This window comes from Devosia sp., from assembly GCF_028290625.1.
Classification (GTDB): domain Bacteria; phylum Pseudomonadota; class Alphaproteobacteria; order Rhizobiales; family Devosiaceae; genus Devosia.
The window spans coordinates 53,096-70,952 of sequence record NZ_JAQGJM010000028.1; the positions used below are offsets into that span (position 1 = coordinate 53,096).

General features: G+C 63.1%; 17 protein-coding genes. 13 read left to right on the forward strand and 4 right to left on the reverse strand.

The features are described 5' to 3' along the window. Positions 1 to 115 precede the first annotated feature (115 nt). Positions 116 to 1,267 carry an AbrB family transcriptional regulator gene (locus JWR51_RS15960; protein ID WP_299749537.1) on the forward strand — a complete coding sequence of 384 codons (1,152 nt, stop codon included), beginning with the start codon at positions 116 to 118 and terminating at the stop codon, positions 1,265 to 1,267. 6 nt (positions 1,268 to 1,273) lie between these two features. Here the strand turns inward: JWR51_RS15960 and JWR51_RS15965 are convergent, their stop codons facing one another. Both JWR51_RS15965 and JWR51_RS15970 read right to left on the reverse strand, forming a co-directional pair. Next, entirely contained in the window at positions 1,274 to 1,612 is a 339-nt protein-coding gene (locus JWR51_RS15965; protein WP_299749541.1) for a hypothetical protein, read from the reverse strand. Positions 1,613 to 1,656: 44 nt separating this feature from the next. Further along, positions 1,657 to 2,556 (reverse strand): AraC family transcriptional regulator, encoded by a 900-nt coding sequence (locus tag JWR51_RS15970; RefSeq protein ID WP_299749542.1) that lies wholly within the window; start codon positions 2,554 to 2,556, stop codon positions 1,657 to 1,659. Positions 2,557 to 2,665: 109 nt separating this feature from the next. Between JWR51_RS15970 and JWR51_RS15975 the strand changes: the two genes are divergently transcribed. After that, complete coding sequence (locus tag JWR51_RS15975) at positions 2,666 to 3,364, forward strand: alpha/beta fold hydrolase (RefSeq protein WP_299749544.1); 699 nt, start codon at positions 2,666 to 2,668, stop codon at positions 3,362 to 3,364. 200 nt (positions 3,365 to 3,564) lie between these two features. On the opposite strand, the gene JWR51_RS15980 is transcribed toward JWR51_RS15975, so the two are convergent. Both JWR51_RS15980 and JWR51_RS15985 read right to left on the reverse strand, forming a co-directional pair. Continuing rightward, positions 3,565 to 3,732 (reverse strand): Thivi_2564 family membrane protein, encoded by a 168-nt coding sequence (locus JWR51_RS15980; RefSeq protein ID WP_299749546.1) that lies wholly within the window; start codon positions 3,730 to 3,732, stop codon positions 3,565 to 3,567. 183 nt (positions 3,733 to 3,915) lie between these two features. Beyond that, on the reverse strand, positions 3,916 to 4,329 hold the full coding sequence (locus JWR51_RS15985; protein WP_299749549.1) for a hypothetical protein: 414 nt from the start codon (positions 4,327 to 4,329) through the stop codon (positions 3,916 to 3,918). A 392-nt stretch (positions 4,330 to 4,721) separates the two neighbouring features. On the opposite strand from JWR51_RS15985, the gene JWR51_RS15990 reads away from it, so the two are divergent. The 11 genes from JWR51_RS15990 to JWR51_RS16040 all read left to right on the forward strand — a co-directional run bounded on the left by JWR51_RS15990 (position 4,722) and on the right by JWR51_RS16040 (position 17,856). Then, the gene (locus JWR51_RS15990; RefSeq protein ID WP_299749562.1) at positions 4,722 to 5,747 is read left to right on the forward strand and encodes a hypothetical protein; all 1,026 of its coding nucleotides are present in this window, start codon (positions 4,722 to 4,724) and stop codon (positions 5,745 to 5,747) included. A 176-nt stretch (positions 5,748 to 5,923) separates the two neighbouring features. Continuing rightward, positions 5,924 to 6,982: a LacI family DNA-binding transcriptional regulator gene (locus JWR51_RS15995; RefSeq protein WP_299749564.1), complete on the forward strand. Its 1,059-nt coding sequence runs from the start codon at positions 5,924 to 5,926 to the stop codon at positions 6,980 to 6,982. Between the two features lie 2 nt (positions 6,983 to 6,984). Further along, the gene (locus tag JWR51_RS16000; protein ID WP_299749566.1) at positions 6,985 to 7,956 is read left to right on the forward strand and encodes an ABC transporter permease subunit; all 972 of its coding nucleotides are present in this window, start codon (positions 6,985 to 6,987) and stop codon (positions 7,954 to 7,956) included. After that, complete coding sequence (locus JWR51_RS16005) at positions 7,956 to 8,858, forward strand: carbohydrate ABC transporter permease (RefSeq protein ID WP_299749568.1); 903 nt, start codon at positions 7,956 to 7,958, stop codon at positions 8,856 to 8,858. The genes JWR51_RS16000 and JWR51_RS16005 overlap by 1 nt, the downstream gene beginning before the upstream one ends. 71 nt (positions 8,859 to 8,929) lie before the next feature. Further along, positions 8,930 to 10,336 (forward strand): extracellular solute-binding protein, encoded by a 1,407-nt coding sequence (locus JWR51_RS16010; protein WP_299749570.1) that lies wholly within the window; start codon positions 8,930 to 8,932, stop codon positions 10,334 to 10,336. Positions 10,337 to 10,419: 83 nt separating this feature from the next. Then, complete coding sequence (locus JWR51_RS16015; RefSeq protein ID WP_299749572.1) at positions 10,420 to 11,589, forward strand: ADP-ribosylglycohydrolase family protein; 1,170 nt, start codon at positions 10,420 to 10,422, stop codon at positions 11,587 to 11,589. Positions 11,590 to 11,611: 22 nt separating this feature from the next. Then, the gene (locus JWR51_RS16020) at positions 11,612 to 13,711 is read left to right on the forward strand and encodes an ADP-ribosylglycohydrolase family protein (RefSeq protein ID WP_299749574.1); all 2,100 of its coding nucleotides are present in this window, start codon (positions 11,612 to 11,614) and stop codon (positions 13,709 to 13,711) included. 80 nt (positions 13,712 to 13,791) lie between these two features. Beyond that, on the forward strand, positions 13,792 to 14,850 hold the full coding sequence (gene ugpC, locus JWR51_RS16025; RefSeq protein ID WP_299749576.1) for a sn-glycerol-3-phosphate ABC transporter ATP-binding protein UgpC: 1,059 nt from the start codon (positions 13,792 to 13,794) through the stop codon (positions 14,848 to 14,850). Continuing rightward, a complete protein-coding gene (locus JWR51_RS16030) occupies positions 14,850 to 16,055 on the forward strand; it encodes a CoA transferase (protein WP_299749578.1) in 1,206 nt (401 codons plus the stop codon). Before ugpC ends, JWR51_RS16030 begins: the two co-directional genes overlap by 1 nt. Then, the gene (locus JWR51_RS16035; protein ID WP_299749580.1) at positions 16,052 to 16,873 is read left to right on the forward strand and encodes a CoA ester lyase; all 822 of its coding nucleotides are present in this window, start codon (positions 16,052 to 16,054) and stop codon (positions 16,871 to 16,873) included. Before JWR51_RS16030 ends, JWR51_RS16035 begins: the two co-directional genes overlap by 4 nt. Before the next feature lie 287 nt (positions 16,874 to 17,160). After that, a complete protein-coding gene (locus JWR51_RS16040; protein WP_299749581.1) occupies positions 17,161 to 17,856 on the forward strand; it encodes a dienelactone hydrolase family protein in 696 nt (231 codons plus the stop codon). Position 17,857: the final 1 nt, after the last annotated feature.

Genomic DNA, 17,857 nt, shown 5'->3' on the forward strand with positions numbered 1-17,857 from the left:
GCAATTCCGCTATGCGCTCACACGAGCTTTTGGCGGTTGAATGTGACCGCGCAAGCCGCTACCACGCGGGTATTGATCCTTCCCAGGGCCGAGTTTTCCGGCCACGAGTCCAGCCATGTCCTCACTCCTGGAGCCGTCGCGCCGTTTCGCCATCGGAGGGCGGAGCCGGCCTGTGCAGGGCGTGGCGCTGCTCGGCCTTTCGGTTATTTTCATCGCCATTCTGGAACTGGCGGGCCTACCGGCGGCCTTGTTCCTGGGGCCGATGGTGGCGGGCATCATCATCGCCGGCGCGGATGGCACGGTGCGGGTGCCGCCCAACCTGTTCGTGCTGGCGCAAGGGGTGATCGGTTGCCTGATGGTGCGGGCGCTGCCCGCCTCGGTGATCGGCGAAATCGCCAAGGACTGGCCGATCTTCGCTATCGGGGTGCTCTCGGTCATCGTGGCGGCCAACGCGATCGGGCTGGTGTTGACGCGGCTGCGCGTGCTGCCCGGCACCACCGCGATCTGGGGCGCCTCGCCGGGCGCCGCGACCGCCATGATCATCATGGCCGAGGCGCATGGCGCCGATTTCCGCCTCGTGGCGCTGATGCAATATATCCGCGTGGTCTGCGTCGCCATTGCGGCATCGCTGGTGGCACGCATCTGGGCCAGCGGGGGTGGCAGCGGCCTGCCGCCGCCGCCGGTCGAGTGGTTTCCCGCCATCGTCTGGGTGCCGCTGTTGCAAACCCTGGCACTGGCCTTTATTGGTGCTTTCGTGGGCCGATGGCTGCGTCTGCCCGCCGGCTCGATGCTGCTGCCCATGATCCTGGGCGTCGTGCTGCAGAACACCGGCATCATCCAGATCGAATTGCCGCAATGGCTGCTGGCCATCAGTTATGCGCTGGCGGGCTGGTCGATCGGGCTGCGGTTCACGCGCGACATTCTCGGCCACGCCGCGCGCGTCTTCCCGCAAATCCTCGCCTCGACGCTCTTGCTGATCGCCATCTGCGGGCTGTTCGCGGTCGGCCTGGTGATGTTCGCCGGCGTCGACCCGCTCACTGCCTATCTGGCGACCAGCCCCGGCGGCGCCGATTCAGTGGCCATTATCGCCGCGTCGAGCAAGGTCGATGTGCCTTTCGTCATCGCCATGCAAACGGCGCGGTTCCTGGTCGTGCTGATGACCGGCCCGAGCCTGGCGCGACTGATCGTCCGGCTCGCCGGCGTCTCGGACGCGCCGCCGCCCAAGGTCATGGATATGACGCCGGCGCGGGACCCGCTCGATACCTGAGCGCGCCTAGCGTTCCGCCGCCTGGCGGGCGCGAATGAACTCGACTCCACCCGCCAGCCGCGCGCTATTGGGCCGGTCCGGATCGGTCACCCTCCAAAACGGGATGGTGCCGTCCCCGGCCACGACCTGCTCGGCGATGGTGCGCAAATGCCGCTGCACCGTCACCGGGCAGCAGGCGTCGGCGCCATAGCGCGCCGCAAGACTTGTGCGAACCGTGCCCAGGTCGCCGGCACGACCGGGCGGCACAGCGGCAATGGCCTCACTCACCATCTCGAGCGACGGGATCAGCATGGTCTGGGTGCCGCTTCGGCCTTTGCGGCGGGGTTCGATGACGGGCTGGGTCATGGTAAATCCTCCTCGCCCCAGCTTACGAGATTATCGGGCCGCCGTCAGCCGCCTGGTCGAACTGTGCGCCGATGCTCGCGCGGTGTCTGCCCAAAGGCGCCGCGGAAGGTGCGGGTGAAGTTGGAGCCGTTTTCGTAGCCGACCCGCGCCATGATTTCGGCAATCGGCAGGCCGGTATCGCGCAGCAGCGACGAGGCGACCCGCAGGCGCAGACCGATGACGTATTGGCGCAGGCTCTGGCCGGTCAGCGCCCGGAAGCGCAGGTTGACCTGGGTCCGGTTGCTGCCGCACCAGCGCGCCACATCGTCCAGGGTGAATTCGGTGTTGAACCGCTCGTGCACGAACAGCAGCGCCTGGTCCAGCCGGTCGTCCGAGGCTGGCGTCGTCAATTGCTGCACTTGCGGATTGGCGACGCGCAGTTGGAACAGCAACTCGATCAGCCAAGAGCGGGTGCGGCAGGGCCAATGCGCGTCGATTTGCGCCGCACCCTCGGCTCCCACCCGGCTCAGGGCTTCGCCAACGCGCTGGTGCAGCGTGGCCGACAGCAGCAGTGGCCGTCCAGCCACATCCGGTTCGAGAAAGCGTCGCAACAGATAGGCGTCCTGCTCCACCGTGCCGTCGAACACCGCGGTGGCGCGCAGCAGGTCGGGCGTGAACAGGCTGTTGATGACGCCGGGTTCGAAGAACAGCACGTCGAGCACCAGACTCTGGCGGCGGATGATGGTCGGGCGGGTGGTCTCATCGAGCAGGATCACGGCGGGCGCCGCGACCATGACCGGCCCGTCGGGGCCCTCGATCAGCCCAGTGCCATGCGCAATATGGATCAAGCCGTAATGGCCAACAAATGCCTGCGCCGGATCATAGGGGCCCAGTTCGACCGGCAACTGGTAGCCGGCGAAGAACTGTCGGCCGACAAACATCGATTGGGCTGCGGCTGGCATCATGGCGGAGCGGTTTCCATTCCGCATGATATCTAGTCCATCCCGGCATGGTTGCGAAGGGCGCTTCGCCCGAGTGTGTCCCGCCGGCGAGAAGGCCGCGCAGGAGGACAGCATGGATTTTCGACCCACTCTATTGTCGCTACTCACGACGGTCGCCACGACCGTGATGCTCAGTGCGCCGGCGCTGGCCGCCGAGGCCAAGGTGGTCGCCTTCACCAGCGACGACGGGATCGCCCTTTCGGGGCTGTGGTACGGAGACGGCGACAATGTCGTCATCCTGTCCCATCAATACGATCTGGACCAGGCGGCCTGGGTCGATGTCGCCAATAGCCTGGCCGACCAGGGCTATGGCGTGCTGACCTACAATTTCCGCGGCTACAAGCCGTCGGAAGGCACGCAGGATATCGGCGCCATCGGGCATGATCTCGATGCGGCGATTGCCTTCGCCAAGGCCGGCGGAGCGGCCAATCTGGTGCTGGTTGGCGCCAGCATGGGCGGCATCGTCACCGTGCCGGCCGCGGTTGCGGCGAAGCCTTTGGGCTACGTGACGCTATCGGCGCCGCTGGGTTTTGCGGGCCTTGCCGCCGATGATGTGTCGCTCTCGACGTCCACGGCCGCCAAGCTGTTCATCAATACCGAAAACGACACCTATATCGCCGACACCAAGCACATGTTCGAGGTTGCGGCCGAACCGAAGACCCTGGAGATCTATCCGGGCGGCGAGCACGCCATGTCGATGTTCCCCGCCGCCCATGGGGCCGAAGCCAAGGCGCGCATCGTCAAGTTCATCAATGACGTGATGCCGCTGTAGGTCGTGCGGCCAGTTGTGTCAGGCCGGAGCGAAAATGGTGGTTTTCGAGAACCGGAGCGCAACGTACGTTTTGTACGTGAGCACCGGAAGCGCAGAAAATCGCCATTTGCAGCCCGGCATCACCAACTGGCCGCACGATCTACAAGCAAACGGCCCCGCCCATTGTTGGACGGGGCCGAGGAGCGGCGCTGTGACGGCGCCTAGAAAATGGCGAGGTATTTCAGCAGGGAAATAATGCCGATCACGATCACCACGATCTGCAGGATCTGGCGAACGCGTGCCTCGACGGGCAGGCGCTGGACCAGCCACAGGATGAGCACGACGACGAGGAAGGTGATGAGAATGCTGATGAGGACAGACGTGCCCATTGCGGGTCTCCATGGTGACGCTACGATCACACAACGTAGCCGCAGGGGCTTCGTTGCCTGGGTCCGGATAAATGGTACGCGAAACGCAAACGTTACCAGCGCTCTCCCGTCCTTGTGACGGCGGCGTTACGTATTCGTCGGAAGGCACGTCCCCATCGAAAGCCGCGGCAGGTTAGCTAAGGGCTAACCCTGGATGCCATTTTTGCGAAGCGCATCGAGTGCCGCCTGCGGGCCTGAGCGGCGCTGCCGCAAGACATCGATTACATGCACGGTGTTTTCCTGCACCGATTGCCAATAGCGCACCTGATCTTCGGCAAGTGTCTTGTCCTGCTCGGCCTTGTCGATTTCGGCATCAATCAGCCCCATCCGGTCGAGATAGGTGGCAGCGTCCTGTTCGGCGCTTCTGAGGTGCTGCTGAACTTGCCGTTGCGCCCGTTCTACCAGATCGGGAAGTTCGACGGTTTTCGTGGCGGTCATCGCCTGCAGGTGAATACCGCTATCGGCAGAGTCGCTCGATCCGTCTTCGGTGTCGCCTCCGTCGGTCGGCACGGGCTTGCGCGATCCGTTACTTTTCGGCACGCTTTGAATATCAGGCATTTTTCGGAATCCTTTCGCGTAAAGGCCAAATGCTCGCTACGGACAGACGCAAAGAACAAGTTGTCCCATAACAAGACACGAGAATGCAGCAGTTAACGAATTGTTTCGAATCATTTTTTCTGGAAGACTTGACGGTCTTCTTTTTCGTCAAGTGATGACTGCAGTGTTTCCTCAGGTTAGTTTCTGAGGGCGTGCCTCAATCCGGTAGGTTTTGAGGCAACGGCATCGGCGTGGCGCGCAAAGCGGCGCCGTTCGTCACACAGGTGTTGGCTGAACAGGTCATGAAGAAGTGGATCAGCCAGGGTTAAGGCCCCTGATGGCAGTCGTTAGTTCGGGCGGGCGGTGGTTTTTGTGAAAGCCGAGGCGCCCCATTCACATTTATGGAGACTTCCGTGGCACTCAAATCGCTTTATCTCCTTCCCCTTCTCGTCCTGGCTCCCGCTGCCGCATTTGCGCAGGCCGCGCCGATTCCTCCCAACGTGACCTTTGCGGTGGCGGCCACGATGCCGACCCTCAAGGATTCCTCGCGCAAGGATACTTTTGCGGTCACGCTGGGCGATGCCCAGGTGAAATCGCAGATCGAATTGACCTGCTCGGCCGGTCACACCTCGCTGCTGATCATGCGCGAGGACAAGGCCTGCGCCGTTGCCGGCAATGGCTCGATCGTCAATCCGGCCAACCAGGCCCTGTTGCCGCGCACGCAATATGCCGGCGGCTATGTGGTCAAGAGCGATGGCTCGACCGATGGCTCGACGCTGTCGATCAACTACCTCGCGCTGGGCAAGGTGCCGCCCTCGACCGCGGCGTTTTCGGGCTCGATGAACCTCAAGCCGGAAATCACCTCGACCGGTGCCGCGGCTTTGGCCAGCACGGTGTTGGCCAAGATCAATACCGGTGGTGACGCGGCCCTGATCGACCAGCGCGTCGATACGGTCGACCTGTCGCGGCTGTTCGTGCCGTCGGCCGGCCTGCCGTCGGACCAGGGTTGCACCTGGTCGGGCAATATGGTGTTTGCCTACCAGACCGAGAGCTGGTTCATGGACCTGACGGCGAACTGCGCCGACAAGGAATATGTGCTCAAGGGCAATATGCCCTGGACCGACTCGCCCGGCGTCGATGCACAGACCCAGTATGACCTGACGCTGACCCTGCCATCGGCCGACGCCACCAGCGACGACGCGCTGTTTGCCTCTTCGGACGCCAATAGCGATCTGTTCAGCGCTGCCGATGGCATCTCGGCGCAGATCATCATGAAGGAAAGCAAGTACGTCACCGTCGACATCGATGGCGTGCCCACCGAAACTCCGTCGCAGGTCGATGCCTCGGGCACCTTCACCGGCACCAATGTTCCGGTCGAAGTCGTCCGCTCGCTGGCGACGCTGTTTGGCCTCCTGTCGTCGAACCTGTTCGGCGCCTGATAACGACACTGTCGATTTGACGCGAAGGCGGTCCGAAAGGGCCGCCTTTTGCTATCAATAAGGCCACATTGGTGGCGGGATTGACACCCTATAATGGCTGCGGTAACGTTCCCATGGCGTCGGGAAGCGGGTCGTTTAGAATCCGTGGTTTTGCAGACCGATGCAGGGATGAGGCAATGAGCGCGAGCCGCAATCGACGGCCCACCATCATCGATGTCGCAGAACGCGCGGGCGTGTCCAAAAGCACCGCGGCGCGGGCGCTTGCCGGCTCCTCCAATATCACCGAAGAAACCCGCGAGCGGGTACTGAAGGCTGCGGCGACCGTGGGTTACGAGCGCAATCACCTGGCCGTGGGCATGCGTTCGGGCCGCTCCGGGCTGCTGGGCCTGGTCATTCCAGATATCACCAATCCGTTCTGGGCCGATGTCGCCCGGGGCGCGCAGGACAAGGCGGCCGAGAGCGGCGCATCCTTGCTGGTGTTCTCGTCTGACTGGGATGTGGCCAAGGAAGCGGCGCATCTGGGAGCCTTGCGGCGGGCCCGGGTGGATGGCGCGATCATCAATCCGGTGGCGGATAGCTTTGACGATCTCGATCGTTTTGGGCTGCCCTTCGTGCTGATCGGCTCCAGTGCCGAGCGCTTTACCGAAACCTCAAGCGTCGGCTCGGACATTGCCCAGGCCGTGCGGCTGGGTATGGATCACCTTGTTTCCAAAGGGCATTCGGCGCCAAGCCTGATCCTGGGGCCGAAATCGCGTCTGGCGCGGGCGCGGTTCTTGCGCGCCGTGCATGAGCACTGTGTCGAGCGCGATATCGATCCGGCGATCCTCGCGACCGAGGACGGCGAATATACTGTCGAGGGCGGGCGGATCGCCATGCGGCGCCTGCTGGAGCGGGCGCATGTGGGCCATGTTTGCGTCTTCGCCGCCAACGATATGATGGCGATCGGCGCCATGATGGCGGTGCGCGAAGCCGGGCTGCGCTGCCCGGAAGATGTGTCCATTATCGGCTTTGACGGCATTCCGTCGGGCGAGTTTACCTGGCCCGGCCTCACCACCATCGCCAAGCCCGGCCGCGGCCTGGGCGAGCGGGCGGTCGAGGGACTATTCAACGAAATCGAACACCGACCGGAACACCGGCGGATCTATTTGCCGTGCCGGCTGATCGAGCGAGGTTCACTCGCCGACCTGTCCACGGCAACCCCGCTACGCGCTGCCGCGGGGGCAGGGAGGGTCTGACCATGGTTGCACAGAGCAAACAGAGTAATTTGGCGGCCATTCGCGGGAACGTTCCCAAGGCCGAAAGCGACCAACATGCCGGATTTCTCGCTCGCGGCATCCGCCAATGGTGGCCGTATTACGCGATGATGGCGCCGGGGATAATTTTTTTCGTCCTGTTCCATTATCTGCCGATCTGGGAATCCAAGATCGCCTTCGAACAATTGCGCATTATCCCACCTAACCTGTGGGTGGGATTGAAACATTTCCAATTGCTGTTCGCCTCGCCGGTGTTCTGGCAAGTGCTGCTCAATACGCTGATCATCTCCGGCATGAAGATGGCCTTCGTGTTCCCGGTGCCCATTATCGTGGCGCTGATGCTCAACGAAGTCCGCAGCGGCTCGCTGCGCAAATTCATCCAGTCGGCGGTGTACCTGCCGCACTTCCTCTCCTGGGTGGTGATCGCCGGTGTGTTCATCGCCGCACTCTCGCCGAGCGACGGCGTGGTCAACGACATAACCGGCATGTTCGGCGCAGCGCCAAAGTCGTTCATGACCGATACCGGGGCGATCCGCTGGGTGCTGGTCTATTCGGAAATGTGGCGTTCGGCGGGGTGGGACAGCCTGCTGTATCTGGCGGCCATCATCGCCATCGATCAGGCGCTGTATGACGCCGCGGAGATGGACGGCGCCAACAGGTGGCAGAAAATCTGGCACGTGACCATCCCCGGCATCGTGCCGACGATCGCGACGCTGTTCATTCTCAATGCGGGCATTTTCCTCAGCGCCGACCTCAACCAGGTCATCAACTTCACCAACGACGTGGTGCGCACGCAGATCGATATCGTGGACACCTATGTGTACCGCATCGGCTTGCAGACCGGGGAATACTCGCTGGCGACGGCTGCCGGCTTGTTCAAGGCCGTGCTGGGCATGGTGCTGATCCTCATGGCGCATCTGTTTTCCAAGCGACTGACCGGCAAGGGAGTGTGGTGATGGCTGCGACCCAGAATACCCGCACGCCGCTGGAGCGGATCGAATACGCGATCATCATTTCCACCTTGCTGCTGATGGTCGTGGTGACGGTGCAGCCGCTGCTGAACCTGTTGGCAATATCGCTCAGCGATCCGGCGAAACTGCCCGGCATGAGCGGCATGGAAATCCTGCCACGCGGGCTGTCGTTCGATGTGTGGAGCCTGCTGCTCAACCATCCGAACGTGCGCGCCGGCATGCTGAACTCGATCTTCATCACCGCCGCCGGCACGGTGCTCAATATCGTGTTTACGGCGCTGATGGCTTGGGGCCTATCGCGGCCGGGCCTGCCGGGGCGGCGGATCTTGTTCCTCCTGGTGCTGGTCACCATCGTCTTCGATCCGGGTATCATTCCGGACTACTTCATCAACAAGCGGCTGGGGCTGCTCGACAGCTACTGGTCGGTGATCCTCTTCAAGGCGGTCAACGCCTGGTACCTAATCATCCTGATCCGCTTCTTCGAGGAAATTCCGCAGGAACTGCTCGACGCGGCCGATCTCGACGGGGCTAACCCGTTCCAGGTGTTCTGGTTCGTGGTGTTGCCGCTGGCCAAGCCGGCGCTGGCGACGATCACGCTGTTCTACATCGTGTTCCACTGGAACGAGTTTTTCCGGGCGATGATCTACATCACCGACCAGAACAAATGGCCGCTGCAGGTGGTGCTGCGGCAGTTCGTGATCGGCGGCGACAAGCTGGCCATCGTCGGGGTGGACGCCGCCAACAATCATACCGGGGCCAGCCAGATCGACCTGCGGGCGCTCAAGGCCGGGATGATCATTTTGACCATCGTGCCGATCCTCGTGATCTACCCGCTGATTTTGAAGTTTTTCACCAAGGGTACGATGTCGGGGGCGCTCAAAGGATGAGGACCTCAGTGCCGCCAACCAATCCCGCGCGAGCGGCGACTACGAACCAAAAACACTAGGAGGAGACTACCATGCTTATGAAGAAACTGCTGCTTGCGTCCACGGCGCTGGCGTTTGCGATTGCCCCGGCATTTGCCGATCCGGTGGTGATCCGGATGGTCAGCAAGGACCTTGTGTCCACCAATCCGCCCGACGTAGCCCATATCGAGCGCATCGAAGCGGCGATGAAGGCCAAGGGGCACGATATCGATATCCAGATCGTCGACCTGCCCAGCTCGGGCTATGCCGATGCGCTCAGCGTCATGCTGCTGGGCGGCGATATTCCGGACCTGATCTATTTCCAGGGCGGCGACGCCAAGATGGTGGAGCAGGGGATTCTGGAAGACCTGACGCCCTGGATCGAGAAGGAGCCGAACCTGAAGGCGGCGCTTTATCCGCACAATGTGCAGCGCTTGGCCAATTATCCCTACCTGCTTTACGTTTACCCGCCGCGCATGCCGCAGCCGGTGATCCGCAAGGACTGGCTGGAAAAGACCGGCTTGCCCGCGCCGCAGACCGTCGACGACTATGTGGCCCTGTTCAAGGCGATCAAGGACGGTGACCTCGATGGCGACGGCGTCGCCAACACCTACGGGGTGACCACGGCCGACAATACCAATGAGCTGGACGCGATCTTCAACCAGGCCTTTGGCGTCAAGGCGAGCTGGATGCAGAACGAAGCAGGCGAGTGGGTCAATTCGCGCATCACCACGCAGGAAAAGGCCAAGATCGCCTTCTATGCGTCGCTGCGCGAGCAGGGGCTGTTCGACCCGGAATACATCACCTCCAAATTCGATGTGAAGGAAGACAAGTTCTATACCGGCCGCGCCGCGGTGATCTTCGGATCGTCGGCGGAAGTCATCGACATCTATGGCGGCAAGATGCGCCAGGTGCATCCGGATACCGAACTGGTGCTGTTGGCTCCCCCGAAAGGTCCGGGCGGCCAGGGCAATCAGGCCATCGACGTCAGCAAGGAAGCGCGCGGTTTCGCCATGTCGGCTTTGTCCGAGCACAAGGAAGACGTGATGGCGCTGCTCGATTTCATGGCCAGCCCTGAAGGGCAACTGATGGACCGGCTCGGGTTTGAGGGCTCGGAATATACCAAGTCGGGCGACACCTATACGATGACCGACAAGATCTCGACCTGGTATGCGCGGTTCTTCGCCGCCGCCAACTGGACGCCGCCGACGCCGTGGATGAGCACGGCCTCACAGGCGGCGCTCAAGCAGGTGACGGACAACTTCGTGGCCGACAATGCCTTCGTGTTCCCGGCTGATTACGCCGCTGATCTCGATGCTACCGAAAGCGTCTACCGCGCCTGGGTCTACAAGTTCATCTCCGGCGATGCCGGCATGGATCAGTGGGACGCCTATGTGGCCGAATGGAATGCCGCAGGCGGCACACGCCTCAACGAATATGCACGCACGGTTCTGAAGTAATCCGCGCGTGACCTGAACGATCCCCATCCCGATCCTCCCTCCGGGGTGGGGGTCACCTTTTCGACAGTTGAAAGACAGCCAAAATGCCAAACTCCCTTCGCGGCCGGGTCCGCGCCATGCTGCACGGAATTGCCCTGGGCGACGCGCTTGGCGCGCCAGTGGAAAAGCTGTCGGCGGCCGATATCAGGGCGCGTTATGGCCGGGTGACGTCGCTGAATACGGCGTGGCACAAGATGAACCTCGACGCGTCGGCCCGAAACGGGCGGGTGCGCGGCAATGGCATTGTCACTGACGACACGCTGATGACGCTGGCGCTGATGGATATCTATGGCGATGTGGGCCGGCATCTGGACGCCTGGGACATGGCCGACGGCATGGTGCGCCAGATTGCCTGGATACCGCGCTATGTGCCCGAATTGCAGCGCGAGACCATGCTGATCGAGCGCCTGTTCTATCCGGAAAAATGGATTTTCCAGCGCCACCAATTGAGCGCCTGCGATCCGCGCCAAGGGGGCGTGGGCAATATGGTGAATTGCGGGGCGGCGATGTATATCGCGCCGATCGGAGTGGCGAATGCCGCCGATCCGAAGGCGGCCTATGACGAGGCGATCGCCTTTGCGGCCGGGCATCAGGAGAGTTTTGGGCTGGAGGCCGCGGGCATCGTGGCCGCCGCCGTCGCCGCGGCCTTCGTGCCGGGCACGACGATTGAGGCCATTATCGACACTGTCCTAGGCCTGGCCAAGGACGGCACGCGCGCAGCCATCGTCGATATCGTTGGCGTGGCAAAACAGTTGCGCGGCACCGGCGCCAACCACGAGGCAGTGTGCGATGCGTTCCACGCAGCCATCGCGCCCTATTCGCCGATGGGCGACGACGTCAATCATGTGGCGGACAAGGCGGGGCGGCTAACCGATGCCTATCGGCCGAGCCGGCTCAACGCGATCGAGGAATTGCCGCTGGCCCTGGGCTTCTGCCTGCTCAATGGCGGGGACTTCCGCCTGTCCATCGAGGACGGGATTAATTCGGGCCGCGACACCGATTCCATCGGGGTCATGGCGGGGGCGATCCTCGGCGCAATGCACGGTGAAAGCGTGATCGACGCGGAGGACCGGGAACTGCTCAACAGTGCCAATCGGTTCGACCTGACAGCGTCCGCCGATGCCTTCACCGACACTGTCAAAACCATTCTCGATGCCGACCGTAGGGCTGCCGCACTGCGCGACCAGGCCCGTTCGGCGCTGGCTTTTTCCTGATTTTTTAGACGAAAGACCGCTCATGCTCTCCGAAGTTCAAATCCTCGAAAAGATCTATGCCGGCTTCATCGGCAAGGCCATCGGCGTGCGCCTTGGCGCCCCGGTGGAGCCCACCATCTGGAGCTATGAGCGCATCCAGAAGACCTATGGCGAGGTGACGCAGTACCTGCGCGATTTCAAGAATTTCGCGGCGGATGACGATACCAATGGGCCGGTCTATTTCATCCGCGCGCTGCGCGACTACGGGCTGAATGCGACCGCCGCCGATGTGGGCAAGACCTGGCTCAATTACGCGGCCGAAGAGCACGGCATGTATTGGTGGGGCGGGTTCGGCGTCTCCACCGAGCACACCGCCTATCGCAATCTTCGGGCCGGTATTCCGGCGCCACAGTCGGGCTCCATCGCCCAGAACGGCGCGCCCGTGGCCGAGCAGATCGGTGGGCAGATTTTCATCGATAGCTGGGGCTGGGTGAACCCGGGCAACCCCGCCAAGGCGGCACAGATGTCGGCGATGGCGGCGAGCGTGGCCCATGACGGCGACGGGCTCAATGGCGCGCGGTTCTGCGCAGCGGCGATTGCGGCGGCGTTCGAGGCCAGCAGTATCGACGAGATCGTGACGGCGGGGCTGGGTACGATCGACGCGGGCTCGACTTATGCGCGGGTGGCGCAGGCGGTGATCGACTTCTTCAAGGTCAATCCTGATGACTGGCGCGCCTGTCGCGACATGCTGACGGCCGAGTGGGGCTATGACCGTTACCCGGGCGTTTGCCACATCATTCCAAATGCGGGCGTGACGGTGATGGCGATCCTCTACGGCAAGGGCGACCTGCCGCGCACGGTCGAGATCGCCACGATGGCGGGCTGGGACACCGATTGCAACGCCGGCAATGCCGGCGCGATCGTGGGCACATTCCAGGGGCTGCAGCCGGGTTGGGACAAGTATCGCAAGCCGATCAACGATTTCCTCGTGGCCTCGGGCATCGTCGGGTCGATCAACATCGTCGATATCCCGAGCTTTGCGCGCGAGCTGACGGTGTTGGCGCTGCAGTTGGCCGGGCGCGAAGTGCCGGCTCTGTGGCTGGAAGACATGACCCGGCGCGGCGTGCGGTTCGATTTCGATCTGCCGGGCGCGACGCATGGCTTCCGCACCGAAGGCTTCAATCAGATTTCGCTCAAGGGCGGGACGGAGCGGCACACTGAAGACTCGCGCGGGTCGCTGGAAATCCAGCTCGACCGGCTGGAGCGCGGGCAGGGCGGACGGGTGTTCTGGAAGCCGTTCTATCGCCGCAGCGATTTCGACGACGAGCGCTATCGCCCGATGTTCACGCCGCTGGTGGATGGCGGGCAGAAGGTCAGTTTCAAGCTGTGGCTCGACCCATGGAACGGTGACGGCAATCTGCGCATTGCCCCCTATGTGCGGCGCACGCTGAGTGGGGCCATCGAGGAGACGGGCGCCTGGGACGTGCCGTCCGGCGAGGGCTGGCAGCACTATGAGTTTGTCGTGCCCGAGGGTGACGAGGCGATCGACGAGATCGGCATTTCGATCGAGTATTTCGGTCGCCTCAAATATCTCGGCCGACTCTTCCTCGCCGATTTTACGATCGGCGGCGCGGGCAGGACTGCCCTCCTGCCCGCGAAAGAAATCCAGGAATGGGGCGCCATTTCGCGCTTCACCTATAATCGTGGGCACTGGACCAAGCAGAGCGACCGCATCCATGGGCATACGGCCGGCGATGCCGATATGTGGACCGGGCACTATTATGCGCGTGACCTGTCGGTGACCGCGGATGTGCGGCGGCTGTCGGGCACCTCGCAGCTGGTGACGGCGCGCGTGCAGGGGACCGGGCGGTTTTATGCGGCCGGGTTCGATAGCGACGAGGTGGTGATCCTCAAGGAAGACTTCGGGTCCACTGTGCTGGCGCGCGCGCCATTCGCGGTGGAGACGGGCAAGAGCTACGAATTCAAGTTTGCGCTTGAGGGCGAGTGGCTGGTGTTCTCGATCGACGGCAAGGTGCAGCTGGAGGCGACGGATAGCGCTTACGCCTACGGCATGAGCGGGATTCGGCTGGCCTCGGCCGGGCGGATCAGTGTGGGGCGGATCGAGATCGTCGAGACAGCTTAGGCAGGAAGAAGGCCCCCTCACCCGACGCTGCGCGTCGACCTCTCCCCGAAGGGGCGAGGTGAGAACAGGAAGGACAGGAAATGTCTGAAATCGAGCTCAAGAATGTCGGCAAACATTACGGCAATGTCAGTGTGCTGGATGACATCTCGCTGGCGATGGAGGATGGCGAGTTCGTGGTGCTGGTCGGGCCATCGGGCTGCGGCAAGTCCACGCTGTTGCGGATGATTGCGGGGCTCGAGGACATTTCCTCGGGGCAGATCACCATTGGGGGCAAGGTCGTCAACAACATGCCCGCCAAGGAACGGGACCTCGCCATGGTGTTCCAGAATTATGCGCTCTATCCGCATATGAAGGTCGCTGACAATATGAGCTTCGCCCTCAAGCTGGCAGGCGTTTCCAAGGCCGAAATCAAGAAGCGGGTGGACGAGGCGGCGGAGATTTTGGGGCTCGAAGCGCTGCTGCACCGGTTGCCGCGCGAGCTTTCGGGCGGGCAGCGGCAGCGCGTGGCGATGGGGCGGGCCATCGTGCGCAATCCGCGCGCGTTCCTGTTCGATGAGCCACTGAGCAATCTCGATGCCAAGCTGCGGGTCAAGATGCGCGGCGAGATCAAGCGGCTGCATCAGCGGCTCGGTAAGACCATGATCTATGTCACGCACGACCAGACCGAGGCCATGACCATGGCCGACAAGATCGTCGTGCTGAATGGTGGCAATATCGAGCAGGCCGGCGCTCCGCTGGACCTCTACAACAACCCGGTCAACCTGTTCGTCGCCAGCTTCATCGGTTCGCCGGAAATCAACCTGTTCAACGTCGGGTATGAGGGCGGCACGGATGTGGTGCTGAAGGGCGGACAAAAGCTGCCGCTGGGGACGCCGCTTGAGGTGACCGCTGGAACCGGGATCGTCTATGGCATCAGGCCGCAGCATATCACGCTGGCCGAGACCGGCGTTCCGGCGACGGTCGTGGTGGTCGAGCCGACCGGCGACGCGCAGGAAGTGCTGGCGCGGATTGGCGAGCAGGACGTGTCCATCGTGGTGCGCGACCATAAGCTGCTGAGCCCGGATGAGCCGATCCATCTGCACATCGATCCGGCCAAGGTGATGCTGTTTGAAAAGACGGCGGGGACGCGGTTGCGCTGATGCATGGCGAGCCAAAGCATTTCGAGCCCGCCGCAAAGGGCCCGTTGAACGGCATCCGCGTGCTCGATCTATCACGCTTGATGGCGGGCAATATGCTGAGCCTGCAACTGGCCGATTTCGGCGCCGATGTGATCAAGGTGGAAAGCCCCGATGGCGATCCGCTACGCGACTGGAAGGATGATGGGCATTCGCTGTTCTGGAAGACCTATGGGCGCAACAAGCGCTCGGTGGCGCTGAACCTGCGGCACGCTCCGGCCATGGCGGCGCTGCGGGCGATGATCGACGGGGCCGATGTGTTCATCGAGAATTTCCGGCCGGGCACGTTGGAAACCATGGGGCTCGCGCCCGAGGCGTTGCTGGCGCGCAATCCGGATTTGATCGTGGTGCGGATATCGGGGTTCGGGCAGACCGGGCCTTACGCGCAATTGCCGGGTTTTGGTACCATTATCGAGGGCATGAGCGGGTTTGCCGACCGGACGGGTTTTCCCGATCGGGAACCGGTGCTGCCGCCGCTGGCGCTGGCGGATATGATCGCGGGCATTTATGGCGCCTCGGCCACCACGATGGCGCTGTTCGCCCGGCAAGCAGGAACGGCGCGCGGGCAGGTGATCGACCTGTCGCTGCTGGAACCGATGTTCTCGATCCTCGGGCCGGAAGCGGCGATCCATGCGGTGACCGGCAAGATCAAGCAGCGCGCCGGAAGCGCGTCGAACACCGCCTCGCCACGAAATGTCTATCGCTGCGCGGACGGCAAATTCCTGGCGCTGTCGGGCTCGACCCCGCCTGTGGCGCGCCGCATTTTCGAGACCATCGGGCGCAGCGATATGAATGACGATCCGCGCTTTGCCACCAATTCGGACCGGGTGAAACACCGGGGCTTGGTGGACGAAGCGATTGGCGTCTGGTTCGCCCAACGTGACAGCGGCGAGGCGCTGGCGATCATGCGCAAGGCCGGCGCCACGGTGGGGCCGATCTACAATATCGCCGACGCGATGGCGGACGCGCATTTCGATGAGCGCGAGATCATCGTCGATGTGGACGATGCGCAATTCGGAACGCTACCGATGCACAATATCGTGCCGCGGCTGTCGGCAACCCCAGGTGTGTGGCGGTTGCCGGCGCCGGAAATCGGCCAGCATACGCATGAGGTTCTGATGGAAGCGGGGCTGGACGAGGCGGCAATTGCTGCGGCGGTGACGCCATGATGCGCTCGCTGCTGTATGTGCCGGCCAGCTCCGAGCGCTTCATCGCCAAGGCGCATGAGCGGGGGGCCGATGCGATTATTCTGGACCTCGAAGACTCCGTGCTGCCGGCGGACAAGTTGTCGGCTCGGGCCGAGTTGGCGGAAGCGGTACCGGCGGTGGGGCGCAATGGCGCCAAGGTGTTCGTGCGCATCAATGCCGACGCAGGCTTGATGTTTGCCGATGCCGAGGCGGCGTGCCGGGCGGGGGCTTTTGGGCTCTATGTGCCCAAGGCGCGCCAGGCGCAGACGTTTGCCGATCTGGCGGCGTTCCTGAACCGGATCGAAGTGCCGCTGCGCCGCCCCGAAATGAGCTTTGTGGCACTGATCGAGGACCCCGGCGCGGTGCTGGACGCGCGGCTGATCGCCAAGGCCCCCCGCGTCATGGCCTTGAGCGCGGGCGGCGAGGACCTGGCGCTGGCGCTAGGCGCACAGCCGGTGCCCGAGGTGCTGCGGCTGCCCAAGCTGCTGATCCATTATGCGGCCAAGGCGGAAGGGCTGCTGTCATTCGGCATGCTCCGCTCGACCGCCGATTATGCCGATCACGACGGTATCGTGGCGGCGGCGCGCGAGGCGCGCATGCATGGGTTTGATGGTGCCAGTTGCGTGCATCCGGCCGTGGTGGGGCTGCTCAACGATGGGTTTTCGCCGAGTGCGGCGGAACTGGATTGGGCGCGACGCGTGGTGGAGGCGGCGCAGACGGGCGCCGGCAGCTTCGTCATAGATGAGCGGATGGTCGATGCACCGGTCATTGCGCGGGCGCGGCGGATGCTAGGGATCTAATAGGGCAGCCACATCCACCACCGGCCCTTCCCGGGGGCTTGACCCGCAGGCCTTTCGCCGCTTGTGCCCGACCGAGAGTGGCCCGCGGGTCAAGCCCGCGGGAAGGGCGGTGGGTGGGGGAGATAGTGCGAGAGCCCGGCATATTCTCAATGAGGTGGCCTCTTGCATCATCGGTCAAGTTTGCGCGAGCGCGACAGTCGCAAGGGTGTGGATGGCTGGTTTGGCTGGCGGAATTTCTTTTGGAGCGGTAGAGACTTGGGTGAACCGGGGTTGCGGTAGATCCTGGAATGCGTAGCAAGGGACAGACCATGGGTGAGCGGATCAAACTGACGTCGGGCGATGGCTTCGTGTTCAACGCCTATCAGGCGGCACCGGCCGGGACGGCCAAAGGCGCGGTGGTGGTGATCCACGAAGTGTGGGGGCTCAACAATTTCGTGCGCATCGAAGTCGACCGCTATGCGGCCGCGGGCTATCTGGCCATCGCGCCGGCGCTGATGGACCGCGTCGATCTGGGTTATGAGAGCGAAGATTACGGCCCGACCGGCTTTGCCCGCATCGGCGAGTTGATGAAAGAATTCAACCAGGCTACGGCGCTGCCGGATGTCGAGGCGGCGATAAAGGCCGTAGCCGGCGCCGGCAAAGTCGGCATTACGGGCTATTGCTTTGGCGGCGCAACGTCATGGCGTGCAGCCCATGCCGGGCTCGGCCTGTCGGCGGCTTCGGGCTATTACGGTGGCGGGCTGCTCAACTATATCGATCTGGCACCGCAGGTGCCGACCGAGATGCATTATGCCGAGGCCGATCACGGCATTCCGCTCGAGCAGGTCGAGGCGCTGCGTAAGCGCTATCCGGATATGGGCATTTATCTTTATCCAGGCGATCATGGCTTCTGCAATTTCGACCGTGCGGACAAGTATCACGCCGCCAGTGCAAAGCTCGCCAATGAGCGCACTCTGGCCTTCTTCGCCAAGCATCTGGCGTAAA